The following is a 23,192-nucleotide window of genomic DNA, read 5'->3' on the forward strand; positions in this document are numbered from 1 at the left end:
TTTATTTCAAATGACTTTTAAGAGCCTCAATGTAAGCATTTGCATAGCGGGAAAGATTCATAGACTTTCTCGTGATGTAGCCTACGGTCATATGTTCCTTGCAGTCCAGAGGGCGGGCAATAATTTCAGGACCGTTAAGTTCATGGCTGATAATACCTGAACAAATAGTGAATCCATCAAGACCAATCAAAAGATTAAACAAAGTGGCGCGGTCTCGTACCTGTATGCTTTTCGGGCAGTCAAAATCAATTTCAGTAAGAGGCTCTTCTGCAAAATAAAAGGAATTAAAATCCCCCTGCTCATAAGTCAGATATGGAAAATCCACGAGGTCTATAAGTTTAATTTTTTTCTTTTTTGCAAGCGGATTTTTTTTAGAAATAAATACATGCAGTGGTGCAGTAAAAAGAGCTTCAAATGCAAGATTGTTCTTTTTAATTAATTTTGTGATTACGTTTTCATTTCGGCTTGAAAGATAAAGTACTCCGATTTCACTTTTCAAGTGTGCGACATCTTCAATAATTTCATGGGTCTGAGTTTCCCGTAAAGTAAAATTATATTCATTTCCGCCAAAGGTCCGTATCAGGTCTACAAAAGCATTTACAGCAAAAGAATAATGCTGGCAGCTTACAGAAAAAATTGTATTTCCTATGGATGCATTTTCAGATTTAAAGCGATCTTCCAGCAGGCTTGCCTGTTCAAGTACCTGTCGGGCATAAGATAAAAATTCATCGCCTTCATTTGTAATTGTAACACCTTTATTTGAACGGGAAAAAATAGTAATTCCCATTTCTGCTTCAAGCTCACGGATTGCGGCGGTAAGGCTTGGCTGTGAAACAAAAACTCGTCTGGAGGCTTCTGTTATGTTACGGCTGTCTGCAACTGCAACGACATATTTTAACTGTTGTAAGGTCATGGAAATATGATACCAAAATTGATAAAAAAGCGCCATAGTTAAAAACTATGACAAAGTGTTTGAAAATAGTATTTTTCTTGAGCAAAAAAAATCTATATACTTGCCATTATTAAACATAGTAAAAAGGTAGGTAAATCTATGGCAGCAAAAACATCAGTAATCGGTTTTCCAAGAATAGGAAAAAATCGTGAATTAAAATTCGCAAGTGAAAAATATTTTAAAGCAGAAATCTCTGCAGAGGAACTTGAAAAAACAGCAGAGGAGCTTCGTGCTTACGGCTGGAAAAAAATGTCTGAAGCAGGAATTACTTTTATCCCTTCAAATGATTTTTCTTTTTATGACAATATGCTTGATACAGCCTTTTTGCTGGGTGCGATTCCTGAACGTTATAAGGCTCTGGGCTTAAGTCCTCTTGAAACTTATTTTGCCGCTGCGCACGGTTACCAGGGTGGAGCAGGAGATGTAAAGGCTCTGCCTATGAAAAAATGGTTTAATACAAACTATCATTATATTGTTCCGGAACTGACTGATGATATGAATATTACAGTTAGTGAAGATAACAAGGCCCTTTCAGAATTTAACGAAGCAAAGTCGCTTGGAATAAAAACTGTTTCTTCTGTAATCGGTCCATATACTTTCCTACATCTTGCAACTTATACAGGAGAAAAGAAAGCTGAAGATTTTGCGGCAGACTTTGTTAATGCTTATGTTCAGCTGACAAAATACCTTTCTGCGGCAGGTGCAGAGTGGATTTCTTTCGCAGAGCCGGCTCTTGTTTTTGATGTTACAGATGATGAAAAGTCTTTGTTTGTATCAATTTATAAAAAACTTATTGCAAAACTTCATTCAGATGCAAAAATAAAAATCAGCCTGCAGACTTACTTTGGAGATATACGCGATGTGTATAAGGAAGTATGTCAGCTTGGCTTTGATGCAATAGGACTAGACTTTGTAGAAGGAAAGAAATCTTTTGAGCTTGCAGAGAGCAGCTTCCCTGAAAATACTCTTTTACTTGCAGGACTTGTAAACGGAAAAAATATCTGGCGTGCAGATTATCAGAAAAAAAATGAAGTGCTTGCAAAGCTTTCTGAAAAGATAGAGAAAGATAATATCGTTATTGGAACTTCATGTTCACTTCTGCATGTTCCTTATACAACTTCATCGGAAGAAAAACTTGAACAGAACATCCTTGAACATTTTGCTTATGCAGAAGAAAAAATCATTGAGTTGAAGGAACTTGCCTCTGGAGATACTTCGGCATTCGAAGCAAACAAAAAATTATTTACAGGCCAGCGTGTGGAAAAAGATGAGTCAGTTCAGAAAGCCCTTTCAGAAATTACAGAAGCAGATTTTGTGCGTAAACCTGATTTTGCAGAACGCGAAAAAATCCAGCACGAAGCATTTAAACTTCCTCTTTTCCCAACAACCACAATCGGAAGTTTTCCTCAGACAAAAGAGGTCCGTGCAAATCGTGCTGCCTATAAAAAAGGCAGTATTACACGCGAAGAGTATGTAAAGTTTAATCAGAAAAAAATAACAGAATGCATAAAGCTGCAGGAAGAACTTGGACTTGATGTTCTTGTTCACGGTGAGTTCGAACGTAACGACATGGTTGAATATTTTGGAAGTCAGCTTAAGGGATATATATTTACACAAAATGCCTGGGTTCAGTCTTATGGAACCCGCTGTGTAAAACCTCCTGTAATCTGGGGTGATGTTAGCCGTAACAAACCAATGACAGTTGAGTGGTCTGTATATGCTCAGAGTCAGACAAAGAAAATCATGAAGGGTATGCTTACAGGTCCTGTAACAATTTTGAACTGGTCTTTCCCACGTGAAGATATCAGCCTGAAAGAGCAGACACATCAGATTGCCCTTGCCATTCGCGAAGAAGTTTTAGATCTGGAAAAAAACGGAATCAAAATCATTCAGATTGATGAAGCTGCCCTCCGTGAAAAGCTTCCGCTCCGTCACTCAGACTGGCATACAGAATATCTGGACTGGGCTATTCCAGCCTTCCGTCTTGTTCATTCAAAAGTTCAGCCACAGACACAGATTCACACTCATATGTGTTACAGCGAGTTCAACGATATCATCCGCGATATAGACGCAATGGATGCAGACGTAATTACCTTTGAAGCAAGCCGTGCAGATCTCAAAATTCTTGATGCACTTAAAGAAGCAAATTTCAGAACAGAGGTTGGACCCGGAGTTTATGATATCCATTCGGCACGAGTTCCTTCCGTTGAAGAAATTACGGAAGCCCTCAAAAAAATGCTTGGTAAAGTTCAGAAAGAAAAGCTCTGGGTAAATCCGGATTGTGGACTCAAAACCCGTGGTGAAGAAGAAACTGTAGCAAGTCTTAAAAATCTTGTTGCTGCTGCAAAAGCATTGAGGGCAGAGGCATGAGAATATCTGATATTCTAAACAGCAAAAGAGTCTCTCTTTCTTTTGAGGTATTTCCGCCAAAAAAGAAAGAGGCTCTGGAATCAATCAAAAAAACGGCAGTGTCTCTTACCCAGCTTAAGCCAGATTTTATCAGCGTAACTTTTGGCGCAGGAGGAAGTACAAAGGGCTACACTGCAGAAATTGCAGAGGCAATAGAAAATAACGCTACTACTTCGCTGGCCCATCTTACCTGCGTGCGTTCTACAAGCGAGGCACTGAAAAATACCATTGATGATTTGAAGAGCAGGAATATAAAAAATGTTCTTGCACTGCGGGGAGATTTTCCAAAGGATGCAGTAACAGGTGAAAATATTTTTCCATCTGGTTATAAGCATGCTTCAGATCTGGTAAAGTTGCTCAAGCAGGAAGGAATGTGTGTCGGCGGAGCCTGCTATCCTGAAGGACATCCGGAAAGCCGCAGTCACGAGGCAGATATTGAACAGTTAAAATACAAGGTTGATGCCGGTGTCGATTTTCTGACAACACAAATGTTTTTTGATAATGACATGCTCTATTCATTTTTGTATCGTCTGCAGTCTGCCGGAATTCATGTTCCGGTGCTTGCAGGAATCATGCCGATTACAAATGCAAACCAGGTAAGCCGCATGATTGATTTGTCGAACGCCTTTATTCCCCGCAAGCTTCTGGCAATCTGCGACCGTTTCCGTGACTCTCCGGAAGCAATGATGCAGGCAGGAATTGCCTATGCGACGGATCAGATAATTGATTTGATTTCAAATGGGGTTCGCGGAATTCACATTTATACAATGAACAAACCGGAAATAGCGCAGGCGATAATTCATAATGTTGATGATATTATTAAAGCTATAAATGATTAATGCTCTTCGCAGGGAATGCCCATCATGTGCATCATTCCATAGCGGGTAAAGGCTTCAATATTTTCTATGTATTGGAAAGCAGCCTTTTTTGACATTTTATGAGTAATAATTTCTACAAAGGCATTGATGACGGTAGATGCAATAAAATGCACCGTCATCTTGTCTATTTTTTTTGAGGAAATCTTGTTCTTATACATCCAGCCAAAAGTTTCTTCGCAGTTTTTAGTGTATAGTTCGCAGATTTCTTCCTGAAAGTGTTCGTGAGTAGAGCCTGAAGCTTTTGTAAGCAAAAGAGTAAAGGTGTCGAAGTTATCAAAAATATAATTTAACAGTTCATTAGTTGATTCTTTTTCCTGATCAAAATGTTCCTGTGAAACCAGATTGTCCAGGTCAAGATGATGCGAAGAATCAGCCAGCATAACAGTTTGAGTCGTAAAAGCGATTGCCTGATCTACAAGGGCACAAAAGAGGGCATCCTTATCCTTAAAGTGGCGGTACATGGCGCCGGTAGTGAGGCCTGCATTCGCTGCAATTGTACGCAGGGAGGCATTTACAAAGCCCTTTTCGAGAAATTCATTTTTAGCGCTTTCCAGTATTTTTGCCTTTGTTTCAGCAGCCGATTCGCTCATGGGCCTATTCTATATCGGAAAATCAATAAAAGTCAACAAATTCTGATAACAATGTTATCAAAATTCACGAAATTCTATTGACAAGATAACACTGTTATCATTAATATCTGTTAACGATAACAGTGTTATCTAATAACGGTGTTATCAGAAGGAGAATAATGTGAAAGTCACTAAAATTAATGACTGGTTTGAAAAATTTGGACGCTTCGAAGTAAAGCACCGCTGGGGCTTTATTATCGGACTTTTGATTGTAACAATAGTATGTAGTCTTGGCCTTCCACGTCTTAAGCTGGACAATGGAGAAGAAGACTGGTTTGACGACTGGGAAACAACAAAAGTTAACCAGGATCACTTTGAAAGTATTTTTGGTTCAACCGACAGCCTTCTGGCTCACATTAAAGCAAAAGACGTTTTTGACCCGGAAGTTTTACAGATGATAGACGAGCTTGGTGATGAGCTTTTGAACAAGGTTCCTTATGCGGGAAGTATTACTTCTTTGATGGAACTTTCTCTTCCAATTGGAACAGAAGACGGCTTTGAAGTAACAAGTCCTTTTGAAGACGGCGTTCCATCTGATCCGGCAGAGCTTGCAGAAAAGAAGGCCTTTATTATGAGCCGCGAGTCTATCGTAAACAACCTTGTAAGCGATGACTGCACGGAGACCTGGCTTATTGTAAATCTCGAGCAGTATTCAGAAAACCTTGATCAGGCAATGAACAAAATTGCTCCACCGGCAATGGCAATCTTTAATGACCCTAAATACAAATCAGATAAATGGGAAATCCGTCCGGCAGGTCTTTCTTACACAGAATATGAAGAGGAAAAGGCAATTGTATGGCAGTGTGTAAGCCGAATTGCCTTAGGCTTTATCGTAATGCTGATTTTTCTGATTGTATTTATTCGCTCTTTGCGTGGTGTTGTGGTTCCTTCAATTGCAACACTCGGAGCCCTTTGTACAACTCTTGGTGCCTCTGCCTGGATGAATATCAAAGGTAATAACACAATGATTCTTGTAACAGTTCTGCTTTCTATGGCACTTGCAGTTGGTTATGCAGTTCATTACATCAACTCTTTTAAGATGCACTTTAGAAAAACTGGTCAGCGCAAAGAATCAATTGTTATGGGAATCAGAGATTCCGGCTGGGCTTTGTTTTTTACGGTAGTCACTACAATGGCAGGTATGCTTTCCTTCCTTTCTGCAAACATCAGACCAATGCGCTGGGTTGGAGGAATTACCGCTGCTGCCGTTTTTGCAGTTTTCGTTTTTGAAATGATCCTGCTTCCATGTCTTTACAGTTTTGGAAAAGATCAGGAGCCTGACCCTGACTTCGTAAAGAATGAAGGCTCTACAAACTCAGACCTCCGCGTTGAAGCAATGGGAAAATCAATTCTCAATAAAAAGTGGATTACAGTTGTTGTTGGAACTGCGGTAATTCTTGCTGTAATTCCTGGCATTTTCAAAATCAGGGTAAATATGAATTATGCTGATATGATGGGTGAGCGAACCCCTTACATTCACCGCCTTATGGAAATTACCCGCAGCCAGCTTGGAAGCCAGTATTCTTATGAAGTTCTTGTTGAGTATCAGGAAGAAGACGCACTTAAAAATCCAGATGTTCTTAAGAATATGGATGAAATGGCAGCCAGAATTGGTACTTTGAGTTCTACAAAGGTTTCTAACGGCAAGCCTCGCGTTTCTTCTGTCACAAAGGTTGTAAAGGAGATGAACCGTACTTTGAATGGTGACGATCCTGCGGCTTATGTTATTCCTGATGATCAGGACCTGGTAAGCCAGGAAATGTTCCTTTATGAGATTTCCGGCGGCTCAGATTTGTACGACTATGTAAGCGAAGATTTTAAGGCCGGCTACCTTCACATAGAGCTCAACGGCTATGACGGAGAAGAAATTGTCCGCAATCTTGAGGATGTAAAAAAATGGTGTAAAGAGCTTTTCCCTGATGCATCAAATGCAGGTGTAGTAGGTGAGGTTGTTCAGTATGCTCAGATGAACGGTAAACTGGTTCGTGGTTCCATCAAATCAATTGGAACTTCGCTGCTGGTAATTTTATTTCTTCTGATTCTTGCTTTCACTTCTTTCCGTACAGGCTTTATCGCAATGATTCCAAACGTTGCGCCAATTGTTATTATCGGTGGAATTATGGGATATGCCTCTGTAAATCTGGATATGATTACTGCAATGATTATGCCTATGATTCTTGGTATTGCAGTAGATGATACAATCCACTTTACAAATCATATCAAGTATCACTTTGAGCTTACAGGAAACTATCGTTCGGCAGTTTTGAACTCATACCGTGAAATCGGAAAAACAATGATTATGACAACAGTCATCCTCTGTGCAATGTTCGGAATCTTCCTTACAAGCACAATGACAGTTCTCGTAAATATCGGCTGGCTCTCAATCGTAGGTCTTGGCAGTGCTTTGATTGCTGACTATACATTGACACCAGTGCTCTTGTTCATTACTAAGCCATTTGGCAAGGAGACTAAATAAATGAAAAAACTTATCACAACAATTTCGACAATTTTACTCGTCGGAGCTCTCTTCGCAGAGACCGGCTACGACATCATGAAAAAAGCAGATGAGGTTGCTGAACCAAAAACTTCCTCTTCAACTGCAACTCTTACAATCCACTCAAAGAAAGGTTCAGACCGAATCCGCGAAGTGATTATGAAGAGCAAGGACTACGGTGACGTTGAAAAAAGCGTAATCGTTTTCACAACACCAAAGGACGTTGCTGGAACCGGCTACCTTACCTTTGATTACGCAGAAGAAGATAAGGATTCTGATAACTGGCTTTACATGCCTGCAATGAAAAAGACCCGCCGTATCGCAAGCAGCGGCAGCGAAAGCGAAGGAAGCTTTATGGGAACAGACTTCACCTATCAGGATATGGGAGACCGTAGTCTCAACAAATACGACTATAATTTGTTAGGCGAAGATAACGTAGACGGAGTTGCCTGCTACAAGGTTGAATGCATCAGCAAGGCTCACACAGAAAAAGATCCGCGCTACATCAGCTACATCGGTAAGGCAGATTACATTCTCCGTAAGTGTGAGTTCTACGACCGCCAGAATACACTTCACCGCGTTCTCACCTGCACAGACTTTACAACAATCAAAGGCTTTACAACTGCCCAGAAAATGAAGATGGAAAATGTTCAGAGCGGTACCTGGTCTCTCATCGAAAGCAAAAACATTCAGTACGATGAGGGAGATATCGATGATTCACTCTTTACTGTAGCTGCACTTGAAAAGGGTAGAATTCGTTAATTGTCATTGCCGGGCATGACCCGGCAATCTCGACATAACTGGAGTTCATATGAAAAAAATAATATTACTATCAATACTCGGAGTTCTCTCCGTCAGCCTGCTCTCTGCCGATGGCGGTATAGACTTTTCAGGCGAAGTTTCAACCCGATGGGGTGCTGCAGCTCCATGGACAGACAGTGACACTGCAGCCGGCCGTTTTACAATAGGTGACCTGTCTTTTACAGGTTCAATAGATGCATATTACGATAATAGTTCAGCACTTGCAGAAGGTACTGTTTCTTATGATGCAATTAATAATCAGCTGGACTATTCTATTGATGAACTGTGGCTGGATTACACCAATTCCTTCTGGGGCCTTCGTATTGGACGCCAGAAAGCAGCCTGGGGAAAAGCTGATGGAGTTGACATCACAAATGTTTTGTGTCCGTCAGATATGAGCAGCCTTTCCGCTATGACAAATGATGATTCAAAACTTGGAGTAGATGCAATTCGACTTTCCTTAAACGGAAATCAGTTTACGGCAGATGCTTACTGGATTCCTTTTTTTACTCCCGCAGTACTTCCTGAAGAAACCGCGGGTCAGCTTGTAATTGAAAAGCCAGAACTTGCAATCTGGAATGGAGAATACGGCTTAAAGCTTTCCGGATATTTTTCTGCATTCGATCTTTCCCTTTACGGCTTTTACGGCTGGGACGATATGCCTCTGGTAGATTATACAGTGGATTTTCAGAACATGAGTCCTCTCGTTATTCCAAATGGAAAATATGAACGCATGGCAATGATTGGAGCAGATGCTGCCCTGCCTATAGGTGAAACTGTGCTTCGACTGGAAGCTGCTTTTTTTCCACAGAGAAATTTTCAAAAAAATGCAGAAGGTGTAGTTGAAGAAAAAATAACAAATCTCACAAAGGCAATGCTGACAGGCACAGAGGCTGCTTCTGTAGACAGCTTTGAAAAACATAATCAGCTTTCTGCACTGGCAGGAATAGACTGGATGCCGGAAGGCTGGACACTCACTGCACAGTATTACTGCGACTTTTTGTTTGGAGATATTGATTTGCTTGAACGTTCAGATGCCTATATGCACGGAGCAACAATAAGTCTTTCTAAGAATCTGCTAAACGAAACACTTGAGCTGTCCTTTGCTGGAATGCTTGGCTTTAATGATTTTGACAGCCTGATTTCTCCATCAGTTAAATACAGTCTTTCAGATCAGATTTCTCTTGGAGCAGAAGCATATATCTTTATTCCGGGACCAGATAATGATGGAAAATACGGAGCATATAAAGATCTTTCAAGCATCTGCATAAAGGCTAAATTCAGTTTCTAAAAGAGGTAAAAAGGCAACCGGTTGCCGTAGATATATTGACAGTTTAGTGATACAATAAGTGTAGTTTTTTTTATGGAGGATAAAGCACATTATGAAAACTGTTGCAGGAATTGACCTTGGTACTCAGAGTATGAAGGTTGTAATTTACGACTACGAAAAGAAAGAGATTATCGAAAAAGCAAGCTGCCCTATGGAGCTGATTTCTGAGGCAGACGGAACTCGCGAACAGAAGGCTGAATGGTTCGACAAGGGACTGGAAGTTTGTTTTGGAAAGCTTTCTGCAGAAAATAAAAAGACTATCGAGGCAATTGGTGTTTCTGGTCAGCAGCACGGTTTTGTTCCGCTCGATAAGGATGGTAAAGCTCTTTATAACATTAAGCTCTGGTGCGATACTGCAACTACAAAACAGTGTGCCGAGATTACTAAGAAGGCTGGCGGTGACAAGAAGGTTGTTAAGCTGCTCGGCAATTTGATGCTTCCTGGTTTTACTGCTCCAAAGATTCTCTGGCTTAAAGAAAACAAACCTGAAGCTTTTAAGGCTTTGAAGTATATTATGCTTCCACACGACTACCTCAACTGGAAGTTGACCGGCGAATATGTAATGGAGTACGGTGATGCTTCTGGTACTGCTCTCTTTGATTCTGCTAACCGCTGCTGGTCTAAAAAGATTTGTGACATTATTGATGGCAACCTGCTTGGTCTTTTGCCAAAGTTGATTGAGCCTAGCGCACCTGCCGGTAAAGTGTCGGCTGAGGCAGCTAGCGCTTATGGCATTCCTGAAGGAATTCCAGTTTCTGCCGGTGGTGGAGACAACATGATGGGTGCTGTAGGAACTGGTACTGTTGCTGATGGCTTCCTTACAATGTCTATGGGAACTTCAGGTACACTTTACGGATATTCTGATAAGCCTATTAATGACCCTGCAAATGGTTTGAGCGGCTTCTGTTCGTCTACAGGCGGATGGCTGCCTTTGCTTTGTACAATGAACTGTACAGTTGCAACTGAGTTTGTTCGCGGACTTTTCCAGATGGATGTAAAAGAGCTTGATGGAGAAGCTGCTAAGGCTCCTTGCGGATCTGAAGGTGTTCTGGTTATGCCATTCTTCAATGGAGAGCGAACTCCAAACCTGCCAAATGGACGCGCAAGCATTACAGGTCTTACTTCGGCTAATACAAACAGAGCAAATATTGCACGCGCTTCACTTGAGTCTGCAGTATTTGCAATGCGCGGTGGTCTGGATGCTTTCCGCAAACTCGGCTTTAAGCCTCGCGAAATCCGCCTGATTGGTGGTGGTTCAAAGTCTCCGCTCTGGCGCCAGATTGCAGCAGACATCATGAACCTGCCAATCCGCGTTCCAGCACTGGACGAAGCAGCTGCCCTCGGTGGAGCAGTTCAGGCCCTCTGGTGTCTCAAAAACATGAACGGCAAGTGCGACATCGCAGAACTCTGTGCAGAACACATCACACTCGATACATCAAAGAGTGCAGATCCTATTCCTGAGAATGTTGCAGCATACGATAAAGCATACGCTGAGTACAACAAGGTGCTCGACCAGGTTGCTCCATTGTACGTGTAATTAAACCGGTGGTTGAGTACCCGCGAAGCGGGTGTATCGAAACCACCTTCAGTAGGCTTCTCGCTGTCTGGCCTCGTGCTTGACGGCTTGAACTTCCACTCAGTTGTAGCAAAGCTCCTGAGTGATTACATATATCGTCCCGCGTGACTACGTGTTGCGCGGGATTTTTTTTTGCATTTATTACTTAAGTACCAAAGTTTGTTTTTTCTGTAATTGTGCTAATAATGGTTTATAGATAGATGTATCATCTATTTTTGTGATTGTCGTTACTTTTCTGCCCCCATCTTTTGATGATGAACCGCAATGGTAGATTTTTTCGTCGCTGGTATTGTAGTCAAGAATGATATAACGGTCATGAAAAATATTATCTGCCTTTTTGATATCAATTTTCAAACCAGAATATTCTTTGCAAAAGTCATCAAATTCAACTTTATGAAGACCATTATTTGTATTATCTGTGTAGATTGTTACAGATACATTTTGCTTGGCATGTCTAAATAATACGAGAGTTTTTAGAGAAATATAATTATCAATAATTGAGATGGATTTATTTGCGAGAGTGTAAATTTGCTGATAAGCTAAATCACTTTCTACAGGCTGTCCGTTTAAGATAAGCCATCCGGGAGGAATTTCTGGCTTTCCAAGATTCAACATTATAGGTGAAAGTTCAGATTTTCTTACCATGTCACCAAGATTGCTTACAACATTTTCAACCTTATCATCAATTTCTGTGAGTTTTTGGCGGAATTCAACAATATTTTGAGCATTTTCAGCAGTTTGCAGCGAAAGGCGCAGGAAATCTCGCTGATTTATCATTTGTTGATTATCTACGATATAATCTTTCATTTGCTTAAAAAGGCGGACAAGAGCCTTACTCTGTTTTGTTGCAAGTTCGCCTTTCAGGACAGTCATAAGCATGTACACACCTTGTTCGGTGAAGGCGTAGGGAGTATATCGGGTACCACCCCAACTTGAGGTCAAAATTTTTGACCTCAAGTTTAAGTTTTCTTGTTCTAAGGTCGAATTATTCGACCTTAGATTTAACTTATCTTCGTTCAAGGTCGAAAATTTCGTCCTTGAAGAATTAGGTGTATTTTCTAAACTTGAGGTCGAAAATTTCGACCTCAAGTTGTATTCTTCTTGTTCTAAGGTCAAAATTTTTGACCTTAGAATTGTTTCTGCTTCTTCCTTTGTTAATTGGAACATTAAATCTTCTTCATCAAATTTTTCAATATTATTCTTTACTTGTTGATTAAAAGCTTTTGTTGTATATCCATAGATTTCTGCCAGATCAGAGTCTATCATCACTTGTACACCGCGGATAATGTAAATCTTATCTTTGAGTAATTTTTCATCAATAATTGCTTCATTTTTTTCATTCATAGCTTAATCTCACTCTTTAATTATTTAGAAAAATCCTACATACTTTATTTATGCAGAATCAGATTCAAATCAACTTTGAAGAAATAGACTCATACATCCAACAAGAATTTTGTTACGAGTCAAATAAAGCGTCGTTTGTTATAAAAGAACCAACACCCAATTACTCTTCAATCAATGACTTTATAAAACAGTCTGACGAAATTCTGCAGGATAATATCCGTAACCTTATTCTTTCAAAGCAGCTTGATGAAGTTGAAGTCTACAAAAAGGCCGATGTAGACCGCAAACTTTTCTCAAAAATCCGAACCCAACCAGATTACCATCCGAATAAAAGCACTTTGCTAAAATTGTGCCTTGCAATGAATCTAAACACAGATGAAACAGAAAATCTGTTGAAATCTGCCGGTTATTCTCTTTCAAAAAGCCTGCGGTCAGATCTGATTTTGCGTTATTGCTTTGGACATAAGATTTTTGATGTCATAACCGTAAATCAGATATTGGACCATTATGGAGAAAAGGTTATTTAGACTATTTTATTCCTTCTTCTTTGAAGAAAGAATACAAGAGGTTGAATGGGAAGTGGTCGCTTTGAAAGCGACAAATTGATTTTATAAACGAGCTAAAAGTTCTATAATTTCGGATTTGATTTCATTTTTTACATTTATATCTGATTCAGTAGTACTTTCAGGGAAGAACTCGCGAGGGCTTACTTCCAGGGCTTCGGCGATGCGAATTAGTGTCATTGCGGAAGGCTCTTTTTTGCCGGTTTCGAGATTTGCTAAAAAGCTTTGAGACATGTTTGCCCGAATGGAAAGATCCAATTGAGACATATTCTTTGCTTTACGAATTCTGCGGATAGAGGAAACAACATACTCCAGCATTTCTTCATTTGTCATAAAGAAATAATAATATCCTAAAGAGCAAATTAGAAATTCTCTATAGAGCAAAGTAATGCTTTACAGAATATTATAACAGAATTATAATACTCTATAGAGTAATAATATATTATGGAGAAAATAAAGTATTCCATTTCTGAAGACTTTAATGGAGATGTTATTTGTAGTCCAAGCGATTTAGAGATTAATTAAACAAGATTGGAGTTTCTTATGAAAACAATTCTTTTTATTTTGTCAGTTTTGGCAATGATGGTTGTAGTAGGATGTTCAACACCTACTACAGATAACTCGGTTGAAGAGGAAACTGTAGTAACTGCTACAGAAACTCCTGTAGAACCACAGGAACCTGAAACACCGGCTGTTCAGGAAGATAAAAGCCCTTATGAGTATGTAAAGCCGGATTGCGTAAATCTTGATGATTATACTTATGTTGGTGATTATATCTTTGCTGATACAATGAACTTTGCAGAATGGAAGTACAGTAATTCTGAAACAAATTACTTACTTGCTTTTGAAAAGATTGCTCGTGTAAAGAATGATAATCCTGATACAAGAATTCGTAGATGTAATCATAATGACCCTAATACGGAGATTCCAGTTATTAAAGCAACAAAGTATAAGATTTACGTTAATAACGAAAGAATGAATGAAACCATTATATTCAGTAATGTAACAAGTGGTTTTAATGATACCTATGATGGTACTAGATTTAGAATTGTAAAGAGAAATGACGGTACAATTTTTATCGGAAATGCAAGTGAAGATGTTTCAGGTTATGTAGAATATTAATTCAATTCTAACATAAAAGAAGGTAGTCTTAATTGGCTACCTTCTTTTTATTCTATTTTCTAGGAAACTTTACTCGTAAATGAGTAAAGTAATAATCAGACATACCCTGTGGTAATACTGTCTTTGGTGTAAAGACAATATCTTTCAAATCAGTTGTGGCAAAATAAATCATGTATCGTAGAGCTATCTGGTTGAAAGTTTGTTCATCCAATTGAATACCACATTCAGGATAACTACGATAAACAGCCGGAGCGGTTTCGTAAATCAGAAGCTAGTTTCTGCAATTTTTTCAAAAAATGCATATAAAATCAATATAAACTGGTTTTTATATGCACGATTTTGGAAAATTCAGGGTTCTGCGTACGAAATAAAGTGAATTTTTAGCGGATTTTGGGGATGCGTACGGATAAAATGGACTCATAGTGCTGTTTTATCCGTATTTTTTTTTGGTGAGAAGGGTGGTTATGAGTTTTTCGTGCATATAATTTTACGAATTTTATGATTTTATATGCATTTTGGACCAAAAATTCTGCGTTTGAGGCAAAATAATTGTAACTGGCGGAGGGGGTAACGAGAATTCTACGGATAAAATGAACTCAAAACATTTTTTTATCCGTAGCAGGAGACTATTTCACATCCCTCAAATGCCGGTCGTCATTCAAAAGTTCCAGTACTGGCATTGCGAGGCTGCCGGGATTTTTGTCGAAGCGGAGAACGCTGATTCCTGTGTGGGAAAAATGGCAGAGGGCGCACATGTAGGGGAAGGTCTGGTTCAGGGTGCGGGCGAGGAAGGCTGATGAGGCTCCGCCGTGGCAGAAAATGGCAAGAGTTCTTTGCTGGTCGTCGGGCCGCTTGTTGCGGTAATAGAGGCCTTCGCGCACATAGCCTAAGCCCGCCAGCCACTTGTCTGTTTCTTCGCCAATTTTGTCTGCGTCGACCGTGGCGAAGTTACCTTTGTAAACGGGGTAGTCTCTCCAGCTTTCGCTTTGCAGGTTCTGGCCTTCTAACATAAGCTGGTCGGCACCTTTCCAGGGATGCCATTTGTCGTCGTAAAGTTCGCCTTCGCGGCCGTAGCGGATTTCGCGGATAAAATCCAGAATATGGATGTCTTTTATGCCAGATGCTTTTGAAAAATATTCGGCGGTCTGCAGAGCTCTTCCCTGAGGTGAAGAGTAAATCTCATCAATTCCCTCCTTCAAAAGTCTCTGGGCTGCGGCTGCGGCCTGTTTGTGGCCTAGTTCTGTAAGGCAGTCTTTTTCATAATTAGGATCGCCGTGGCGAATAAGTATAATTCTCATAATATTCCTTCCAATTTCTCAAAGCCTTAAAAGCTTTCTGTAATCAGAATTGGTTTTTCTATAAACACTCTTCGAAGCATCTCTTCATTGCCATTTATCGTTACGTCAGAACGCAGGGCTGCTTCATCTATATTTGTGCAGCCAACAACAAGCTGACTCAGGGCGCGGATATCAAGTTCTATATCTGACTTACTAACGTTAGTTAGTCCTGCGGCGGTGCCAGTCTCCGCGCCTACGCCCGCCAGCACTTCAACCTTATCCGCCAGAACTCTAAGGGTCAGATTATTTTCCTTTATTAAATCATCTTCTACTTTAATTGTAAAATCACAATCAGCCGGTTTTCTGATAACTTCAAAAAGTCTTAAAGCATTCATCACCCTTACCATAAAATGCTGGCAGGCCTGCTTTTCAATTTCATAGGCATTAGGCGCGTGAATGATTTTAAGCAGGTCTAAACCTTTTGGAAGAGGCAGCACAATAGAACCATAGTCAGCAGAAAAGCGGGCAAGAAAATTCAAAATTGAATTAAAGCCGGCACGACTTGTCCAGGCACATTCTTCAACCTTCAGTACCGCTGCCTGTGGATTAAACTCATCCTTGAAAATCAGATAGGCCACTGGCTGGCCGTCGCGAGAGAATATATAGGAGAACTTACGGTCAACGTATTCCTTTTCAAACTTCAAGTGCTCCATCATCATTTCTTCCGTTCGAAGAGCTGAAAGATTAAAGGCCGAAGCGAACTTGCTGTAAACATCCAGAAAATCTTTAACATCCTCTCCTGTCTGCCATCTGCGAACTTCGCACTTTTCTTCTGCGACTAACGAATGGTAGTCTTTAAGAACGTTTGGATGCATTTTGTATTCATTTCTAAAAGGCACAACCTCATAGCCAAACTTTCTGTAAAAATTATGATTAAAAGGATAAAGGGCAGAAAGCACCTCTCCATTTTTATAAGCCTCTAAAAGCAGGGCCTTAAAAATCTCGCGAATTGCACCGGTCTCTCTGTATTCAGGGTAGGTTGCAACTCCGCCAATTCCACCTGTTTTAACAGTCTTTCCATCCAGGTAAAAATCATAATGATTATTTATTATGCGGGCCATCAGTTTGCCATCATCATCAAAAGCACCCCAGTCTTCCTGAGTTTCTGCTTCCTGCTTCTCGCGATCGGCCTCAATATTTTCTGGTCTCTGGTGAAAGCAATACACAAAAAGCTTGTGGGCTTCAAAGCGTTCCTTTCCTTCTAGTTTTTTAATTGTCATTTTTTTTCTCCTATTTAATACTATATTTTACTATATCTTTACATTTATTTATATATTCAGTTAAATAGTCGCATTATGGATAATACAGAAAACAAAATGGGCACAATGCCCGTCGGCAAGCTTTTATTTCAGATTTCGCTGCCAATGATGATTTCGATGCTGGTTCAGGCACTCTACAATATTGTAGACAGCATCTTTGTTGCACAGATTTCGGAAAATGCACTTACTGCAGTTTCTCTTGCATTCCCTATTCAGAACCTGATGATTTCTACTTCGGTTGGTACAGGAGTTGGAGTTAATGCCCTGCTTTCACGCCGCCTTGGAGAGCAGAACGAAAAGGGTGTTACAGACAGTGCCCTCAACGGTATCTTCCTTTATGCAGTTACAATGATTATTTTTGCTGCACTTGGGCTCTTTTTGCCACGTCTCTATTTTGAAACACAGACTAACAATCCGGAAATTATTGAATACGGTGTTCAGTATCTTTCTATTTGTATGATTGTAAGTATTGGTCTTTACGGAGCGATTCTTTTTGAGCGCCTACTTCAGTCTACAGGCCGCACTGTTCTTTCTATGATTTCTCAGCTGGCCGGTGCAATCACAAATATCATTTTTGATCCTCTTTTGATTTTCGGATTCCTCGGCTTTCCAAAGCTTGGAATTGCGGGTGCTGCCTGGGCAACTGTTTTTGGCCAGATTGTTGGCTTTGTAATTTCTTTTACCTTAAATCTTACAAAGAACAAAGAAATTAAATTTACGGCAAAGGGCTTCCGTCCTCATGGCAAAACTATTGCCGACATCTACAAAGTAGGTGTACCTTCAATTCTTCTCGGCTCAATCGGTTCGGTGCTTACTTACCTCATCAACCTGATTCTCGGTGCCTTTACAATGACTGCGGTTGCGGTTTACGGTGTTTACTTTAAGCTGCAGAGTTTTATCTTTATGCCTGTATTTGGCCTTAACAACGGTATTGTTCCAATTGTTGCCTACAATTACGGCGCTAAACGCAAGGACCGAATCATGCGTTCTATTAAGCTTTGTGCTATCGCCGCAGTTGTGATTATGGTTGCCGGCCTTTTGCTTTTCGAGTTTTTCCCACGTCAGCTGCTTGCCATGTTCAATGCATCTGAAGAGATGTACGCTATAGGTGTACCGGCCCTTCGTCGCATAGCCATTCACTTCCCGGTAGCCGCAGTTTCTATCACTTTGATTTCAGTTTTCCAGGCGCTCGGCAAGGGCTTGTTGAGTATGATTGTTTCTTTCGTTCGTCAGATAATTGTTTTGCTTCCTGCAGCATATCTTCTTTCTCTTACTGGTGATGTAAACAATATCTGGTGGGCCTTCATAATTGCAGAAGGTGCATCTGCAATTGCCAGTTTTATTGGAATGAAGATGACATACGATAATGAATTGAAGAATCTATAGAATAGATCCTCGGGTCAAGCCCGAGGATGACACTTTTATTAACAATCTTTTTTTGACAAATTCATATTTTCAGGGTTAAAATCTAATTTACGATAAAAGTTGTGGAGAAGAGATATGAATTTGTTCCAAATCTACATGTTATTTTTTGGCATCAGTACGGTTATTGGGGTACCTTTGCTTTCATCCTTTCAGGTAACCCAGATTAAGGGTTCTACCTGGGGAGACTGGGTAAGCAGCCTCGGAGCCTCCCTTGGACCTGCTGCCGGAATCTTTGTTGTTATTACAATCATCAGTTACATGATTATGAAGCCGCTTTTGAACCTTATTAAAAAGGCAGAAACAGAGTCTATTTCAGAAGCGGAACAAAAGAGTGTAGATAAAATCCTTAAAAAAATCAGAATACTTACTACGATAGCTCTTATGGCCGGCTACCCTGTTGGTAATGGTGCTACAATTATCATTAAAACTATGGCCGGAAAGGTTAACTATAATACGGTTGATCTTATTGTCATTATGATTCTGATTCTCGGCTATGGTTTTACTGCTGTTCAGTATTCAGTAAACTGTTTTGCAACTGTTTCGCGCCGTCAGCTTTATAAGCTTAAGTTGGTTACAACTGATGGTTTTAAAACCTCTAAGGTTTCATTGAATCTTGGACAGGGCATTTTGATTGCAGGACTTACAGTTGCATGGCATGTTTTCTGTTCCGGTTATAGTGCTGTTCGCCACGGCTGGTCTATGGATTTATTTGCTCATAAGGCTATTTTTGGAATTGTACAGTCTGTAATTTTCTGTGGACCGCTTATTCTTATCACTCTTATACAGCTTAGACATCGTTTTGCAATTTCAATTAATCAGATTCGTATGCTCCGCACAGAAGGTGATCTTCAGAGCCGTATTTATGTTGGTACTTTTGATGACTTTGGAATTATGATGTCGGAAATGAACCTTTTGATGGATTCTCTCCGTAATTCGCTTGTAAATCTTAAGAACGAAGTTACTTCGGTAGATTCTAGTGCTGAGGAGCTTATGGGACTTACAGAGTCTTCTTCGCAGGACGTTAAACAGATTGTTGAACGCTTCCAGGCTATGAGCTTTGAATCTACTAACCAGGCAGAGCTGCTGGCTTCTGTAAATGATGGTGTTGCAAAGCTTAATGTTGATGCTACTAAGGTCAGTGACTTTACCGGCTTTCAGTTTAAATCAGAAAAAGAAAACGAAAATTCAATGTCCGAAATGGTAAACAACTTTAAGTCTATTACTTCGCTGATTGAACGTGCACAGGCTCTTTCTAATCAGCTTACAGATGAATCTGTTTCGGGAAGTGCCGAGGTTAAAAAGACTCAGGATGTTATCAACGGAATTACCGAAATGTCTAAGCGCATGATTGAAGTAATTAAGGTGATTCAGGCTGTTGCTTCACAGACCAACCTTCTTGCTATGAATGCTGCAATTGAGGCGGCTCATGCGGGCGATGCAGGTAAGGGATTCTCTGTCGTTGCCGATGAAATCCGTAAGCTTTCTGAGTCTACTCAGAACTCTACAAAGGATATCAGTAATCTTATCAACGAAATTGCCAAGGCTATGGAATCTGGTTCTTCTAACATGGAGCTTACAAGTAATGCCTTTAATAAGATTCAAAAGGAAATTGAAGAGCAGAGTCAGGTTGTTGCAGAGATTTCCAAGACGGTTGGTGAGCAGTCTAAGGATGCAAACTCAATTCTTTCAAGTACAAATATAATTGTAAAGCAGATTGAAGATGTAAGCGGCCTTGCAAAGAATCAGGCAAATTCTACATCGGAAATTATGAATAATTTGAATGAAGTTGTTAATCTTGCCGGTCAGGTAAATGATTCGGTTGTTCAGTCAGAAAGTGTTGTAAAGAACTTCTCTGAATCTTTCTCTACAGTCCGAGCAAAGGCCGAAGCAAACAAGCAGTCTGTTCGTGCCATTACTGCCGAACTGGATAGATTTAAGTTGTAGATTGTCGGGTCAAGCCCGACAATGACGATGTTAATCAAATTCAATTTGTGTGCGGAGGTCGCCGCTTTTGCCGTAAATACAGCAGATGTGGCGGCCTTCAACATTTGCATACTTGCAGATAATTTCTTCGCCGGCCTTAACTGCCAGCTTGTAGCTTATGCGGAGCTTCTTGAAGTCACGGTTATCAAAAACTTCCTGAGGCAGACCTTCGAGGGCATAATCAAGATAAGTAAGATTGTGAACGTGATCATTAAAATCAATGTCCAGGCGTCGGATTGCGATTGGTGTTTCGCGGCTAAAGCTTTCCGGCACAACAAGCTTAGGAAGTTTTGAATCCTCATAAGTGTGTTTGTCTTCCGGCTGGTATTTGTCTATAATTTCCTGAGTGATTTTGCAAGGGCGGTTGGTAGTAAGGTCGAGAAGAATCCATTTTGTAGTTCCCTTTACAGAAAGCTCGCCGTTACAGTACATTTCAAAGTTACGGGTACAGATCAAAGGATGATTTACCGGCTCAGACCAGGTGCGTGCCATAATCTTGTCGCCATATTTTGGATAGGTAATAACATCAATCATCCAGTCGGTAAGTACCCAGGCTTTTCCGTTATTTGAGCCTTTGAGAATTGCGTCTCCGGCTGTGTCAGAATGTTTGTTTCCTGAGTTTTCAAGAATCTTTAGTATTGAGCCAAGCTTCATGTCGCCGTTCTTTTTATAATCTTCAAGAACAGGTTGATATTCAAAATCTACTATCACTTTTTTCTCCTTAATGACAGATTTTAAAATGACAAATTTACCTATTTTTGTCAATTACCGGCGGACTGCAGAGATTTCTGATATGCGGAATAATCAACTTTAACCGGGGCTGCCCCTGGGAGACTTACAAGATAATAGCCTTCGCCGGGTGCTCCTTTTTTTAAGAGGACATTATCGTAACAAACTTCGAGTTCTGGAGTGTCGCTGCCTTCCGGTGTTTTCATTTTTACAGTTCCGGTAAAGGTCCCGTTCTGTGCCATATTTGAGTCTGTGATGATTTCGCCATCGAAAATCCAGCCTTCTTCATCGCAGTAATTTGTGTAGCGCAGGGTAACATGGCCGCCTGCTCCTTTGATTTTTACATCATAGAAGCAGGAGCCTGAAATATTGCCGGCAACGGTTTCTGTTCCTACCTTTGCAAGAGCACTTTTTTTGTTCATGTAAGTCAGCTTCTTCTGTGTTTCGTTGAGTTTCTTGAAGAAGGTGAGGGCATAGTCTTCTGCCGCCTCGGAGTTTGCGGAGCTGGCCTGCTGGGCAAAGGCGGCGGAAGCGGCTGAAAGAATCAAAAATATAAGAAAAAAGGTAAAAAACTTTTTCATGCGAACCTCTTGCAAATTACTGCAAGCGGGGGCGGATTCCCGCTTGCTGCGGATTATATTTACCTGCTCATTTTATAAATCTCGTACATGTCTTCTTCTTTCAGGAAGCGGGCAGAACCTTTACCACCGTTTACACCGACAGCGCATTTGTGAGCCATAAGCTTAAGGTCTTCTTCTGTGGCCTCAACGCCAAGCTCGCGGAGATTTGTAGGCATTTTGATTTCGCGGTAGAAATCTTCCATTGCTTCGATTCCCTTGAGGGCGATTTCTTCATCTGTGCCGGCCGAAGCGGAGATTCCCATAACATTGATTGCATAGCGCTTAAATCGTGGCAGGCAGTTCTTATAAACATAGCGGGCCCAGCTTCCCCAGATGGCTGCGAGACCGGCACCGTGAGCTACGTCGTAAAGGCCGCCGAGTTCATGCTCAAGCTTGTGAGTCATCCAGTCGCCGCCGTCGTTACCGCAGCCTGTGAGCCCGTTGTGAGAAAGACTTCCGGCCCACATAACCTCTGCGCGGGCATCGTAGTTTTTAGGATCTTTTGCGAGAATCAGGGCATTTGTTTTTACAGTGCGGAGCAGGGCCTCTGCCATTGAATCTGTGAGCTCCATATTTCCGCCGTTTGTAAAATAACGCTCCATTGTGTGCATCATGATATCAGTACAACCACAGGCAGTCTGATAATCGGGCAGAGTCATTGTCAGCTCCGGATTGAGGATTGCAAACTTAGGGCGGCCGAAGTCGCTTGAATATCCGCGCTTTACAAGTCCTTCTTCTTTAGTAATAACAGAAGAATCGCTCATTTCACTTCCGGTTGCGGCAAGAGTCAGAATTACACCAAGAGGCATGCTGGCCTTTGCCTGTTTTTTGTAATCATATAAATCCCAGACATCACCTTCGTTCATAAGGCCGTAGCCAATTGCCTTAGCAGAATCGATTGCAGAACCGCCGCCTACAGCCAGCAGAAAATCAACTCCTTCTTTTTTACAAAGCTCGATTCCTTCATAAACAAGACTCAAACGAGGGTTAGGAACAGCACCGCCGAGTTTCACGTAGGCAATGCCTGCAGCGTCGAGCTTTTCTGTAACGCGCTGCATCAGTCCCGAGCGGATAACACTTCCTCCACCGTAGTGAATCAAAACTTTTTTACCGCCAAACTCCTGAATGAGGTCGGCAACTTTATCTTCGGTATTTTTTCCGAACAAAACCTTAGTAGGTGTAAAATATTTAAAATCGAACATTATAACTCCTTGCGAGATTCCGCGATAATAATTAATCGTAAAGCGAAAAATCCAAAATCACAAGGAGTAATATATTTAATAATTGTATGTTTCTTCTATATATTTAGAATTATTCTTACGAAATCAAAAATATAACAAAAAATTATTAAAATTTCCCTAAAAAATCCCCGTGAAACACACTTTCGTGAAACACCTCTCTCCGAAAAAAAGGGTCATTTAAATCGAATAAAAAAAACTTTTCATATAAGGAGAAAGGAAAGTATGAAAAAAATTACTTTAATGCTTTGCGCTTGCGCAATGGCGTTCGCTGGACTTCTGGTGTCATGTAGCAATGGCACTGAGAAATGGATTGATGGAACAAAAGGTGGCAGCTACTATGCATATGCCATCAGTGGAACTGTAACAGAGAAATTCGAGGACAGTACAACAACACAGACTACTGTATATACCCTTGCAAAGGGAACAGGTGGAATCAGTAATAGTATTAAAGATAGCAGAGACCAGAATAAAGATAATGTTTATTATGGATATATTAACTT

20 protein-coding genes are annotated in these 23,192 nt (G+C 40.6%); 11 read left to right on the forward strand and 9 right to left on the reverse strand.

Annotation, left to right across the window (positions count from 1 at the left end; all coding sequences use genetic code 11):
* Window position 1 precedes the first annotated feature (1 nt).
* Window positions 2-913, reverse strand: a complete 912-nt coding sequence (locus tag G626_RS0112250; protein WP_022933080.1) for a LysR family transcriptional regulator — start codon at window positions 911-913, stop codon at window positions 2-4.
* A gap of 138 nt (window positions 914-1,051) precedes the next feature.
* Between G626_RS0112250 and metE the strand changes: the two genes are divergently transcribed.
* A complete protein-coding gene (gene metE, locus G626_RS0112255) occupies window positions 1,052-3,322 on the forward strand; it encodes a 5-methyltetrahydropteroyltriglutamate--homocysteine S-methyltransferase (RefSeq protein WP_022933081.1) in 2,271 nt (756 codons plus the stop codon).
* Window positions 3,319-4,200 (forward strand): methylenetetrahydrofolate reductase [NAD(P)H], encoded by an 882-nt coding sequence (metF, locus tag G626_RS0112260; protein WP_022933082.1) that lies wholly within the window; start codon window positions 3,319-3,321, stop codon window positions 4,198-4,200. The genes metE and metF overlap by 4 nt, the downstream gene beginning before the upstream one ends.
* Here the strand turns inward: metF and G626_RS17675 are convergent.
* Window positions 4,197-4,829: a TetR/AcrR family transcriptional regulator gene (locus G626_RS17675; RefSeq protein ID WP_022933083.1), complete on the reverse strand. Its 633-nt coding sequence runs from the start codon at window positions 4,827-4,829 to the stop codon at window positions 4,197-4,199. The genes metF and G626_RS17675 overlap by 4 nt on opposite strands.
* 160 nt (window positions 4,830-4,989) lie before the next feature.
* On the opposite strand from G626_RS17675, the gene G626_RS0112270 reads away from it, so the two are divergent.
* From G626_RS0112270 to xylB, 4 genes are all read left to right on the forward strand, one after another.
* A complete protein-coding gene (locus G626_RS0112270; protein ID WP_022933084.1) occupies window positions 4,990-7,344 on the forward strand; it encodes an efflux RND transporter permease subunit in 2,355 nt (784 codons plus the stop codon).
* Window positions 7,345-8,124: an outer membrane lipoprotein-sorting protein gene (locus G626_RS0112275; RefSeq protein ID WP_022933085.1), complete on the forward strand. Its 780-nt coding sequence runs from the start codon at window positions 7,345-7,347 to the stop codon at window positions 8,122-8,124.
* 49 nt (window positions 8,125-8,173) lie between these two features.
* Window positions 8,174-9,454 (forward strand): DUF1302 family protein, encoded by a 1,281-nt coding sequence (locus tag G626_RS0112280; protein WP_022933086.1) that lies wholly within the window; start codon window positions 8,174-8,176, stop codon window positions 9,452-9,454.
* A gap of 91 nt (window positions 9,455-9,545) precedes the next feature.
* Entirely contained in the window at window positions 9,546-11,030 is a 1,485-nt protein-coding gene (gene xylB, locus G626_RS0112285; protein ID WP_022933087.1) for a xylulokinase, read from the forward strand.
* Between the two features lie 180 nt (window positions 11,031-11,210).
* Here xylB and G626_RS0112290 read toward each other — a convergent pair whose 3' ends face one another.
* On the reverse strand, window positions 11,211-12,413 hold the full coding sequence (locus G626_RS0112290) for an ORF6N domain-containing protein (RefSeq protein WP_022933088.1): 1,203 nt from the start codon (window positions 12,411-12,413) through the stop codon (window positions 11,211-11,213).
* 50 nt (window positions 12,414-12,463) lie between these two features.
* Between G626_RS0112290 and G626_RS0112295 the strand changes: the two genes are divergently transcribed.
* On the forward strand, window positions 12,464-12,940 hold the full coding sequence (locus tag G626_RS0112295) for a hypothetical protein (RefSeq protein ID WP_022933089.1): 477 nt from the start codon (window positions 12,464-12,466) through the stop codon (window positions 12,938-12,940).
* Window positions 12,941-13,021: 81 nt separating this feature from the next.
* Here G626_RS0112295 and G626_RS16610 read toward each other — a convergent pair whose 3' ends face one another.
* Window positions 13,022-13,309 (reverse strand): helix-turn-helix domain-containing protein, encoded by a 288-nt coding sequence (locus tag G626_RS16610; RefSeq protein WP_022933090.1) that lies wholly within the window; start codon window positions 13,307-13,309, stop codon window positions 13,022-13,024.
* Window positions 13,310-13,519: 210 nt separating this feature from the next.
* On the opposite strand from G626_RS16610, the gene G626_RS0112305 reads away from it, so the two are divergent.
* Window positions 13,520-14,098, forward strand: coding sequence for a hypothetical protein (locus tag G626_RS0112305; protein ID WP_022933091.1), 579 nt, complete (start codon window positions 13,520-13,522; stop codon window positions 14,096-14,098).
* Window positions 14,099-14,724: 626 nt separating this feature from the next.
* On the opposite strand, the gene G626_RS0112310 is transcribed toward G626_RS0112305, so the two are convergent.
* Both G626_RS0112310 and G626_RS0112315 read right to left on the reverse strand, forming a co-directional pair.
* Window positions 14,725-15,396 carry a histidine phosphatase family protein gene (locus tag G626_RS0112310; protein WP_022933092.1) on the reverse strand — a complete coding sequence of 224 codons (672 nt, stop codon included), beginning with the start codon at window positions 15,394-15,396 and terminating at the stop codon, window positions 14,725-14,727.
* 26 nt (window positions 15,397-15,422) lie between these two features.
* On the reverse strand, window positions 15,423-16,655 hold the full coding sequence (locus G626_RS0112315) for a GNAT family N-acetyltransferase (RefSeq protein WP_022933093.1): 1,233 nt from the start codon (window positions 16,653-16,655) through the stop codon (window positions 15,423-15,425).
* A gap of 75 nt (window positions 16,656-16,730) precedes the next feature.
* Between G626_RS0112315 and G626_RS0112320 the strand changes: the two genes are divergently transcribed.
* Window positions 16,731-18,080: an MATE family efflux transporter gene (locus G626_RS0112320; protein WP_022933094.1), complete on the forward strand. Its 1,350-nt coding sequence runs from the start codon at window positions 16,731-16,733 to the stop codon at window positions 18,078-18,080.
* A gap of 114 nt (window positions 18,081-18,194) precedes the next feature.
* Window positions 18,195-20,063: a methyl-accepting chemotaxis protein gene (locus G626_RS0112325; RefSeq protein ID WP_081647547.1), complete on the forward strand. Its 1,869-nt coding sequence runs from the start codon at window positions 18,195-18,197 to the stop codon at window positions 20,061-20,063.
* A gap of 30 nt (window positions 20,064-20,093) precedes the next feature.
* On the opposite strand, the gene G626_RS0112330 is transcribed toward G626_RS0112325, so the two are convergent.
* From G626_RS0112330 to G626_RS0112340, 3 genes are read right to left on the reverse strand one after another with little or no spacing between them, the layout of a single operon-like run.
* Complete coding sequence (locus G626_RS0112330; protein ID WP_022933096.1) at window positions 20,094-20,813, reverse strand: acyl-[acyl-carrier-protein] thioesterase; 720 nt, start codon at window positions 20,811-20,813, stop codon at window positions 20,094-20,096.
* A gap of 50 nt (window positions 20,814-20,863) precedes the next feature.
* Window positions 20,864-21,412: a hypothetical protein gene (locus G626_RS0112335; protein WP_022933097.1), complete on the reverse strand. Its 549-nt coding sequence runs from the start codon at window positions 21,410-21,412 to the stop codon at window positions 20,864-20,866.
* Window positions 21,413-21,471: 59 nt separating this feature from the next.
* Window positions 21,472-22,653: an iron-containing alcohol dehydrogenase gene (locus G626_RS0112340; protein ID WP_022933098.1), complete on the reverse strand. Its 1,182-nt coding sequence runs from the start codon at window positions 22,651-22,653 to the stop codon at window positions 21,472-21,474.
* Between the two features lie 261 nt (window positions 22,654-22,914).
* Here G626_RS0112340 and G626_RS0112345 point away from each other — a divergent pair.
* Window positions 22,915-23,192, forward strand: a 278-nt coding sequence (locus G626_RS0112345) for a hypothetical protein (RefSeq protein WP_027727168.1), incomplete at its 3' end; no start/stop codon positions are given.

It is taken from the genome of Treponema bryantii NK4A124, assembly GCF_000421345.1.
In the GTDB taxonomy this organism is placed as follows: Bacteria; Spirochaetota; Spirochaetia; order Treponematales; family Treponemataceae; genus Treponema_D; species Treponema_D bryantii_B.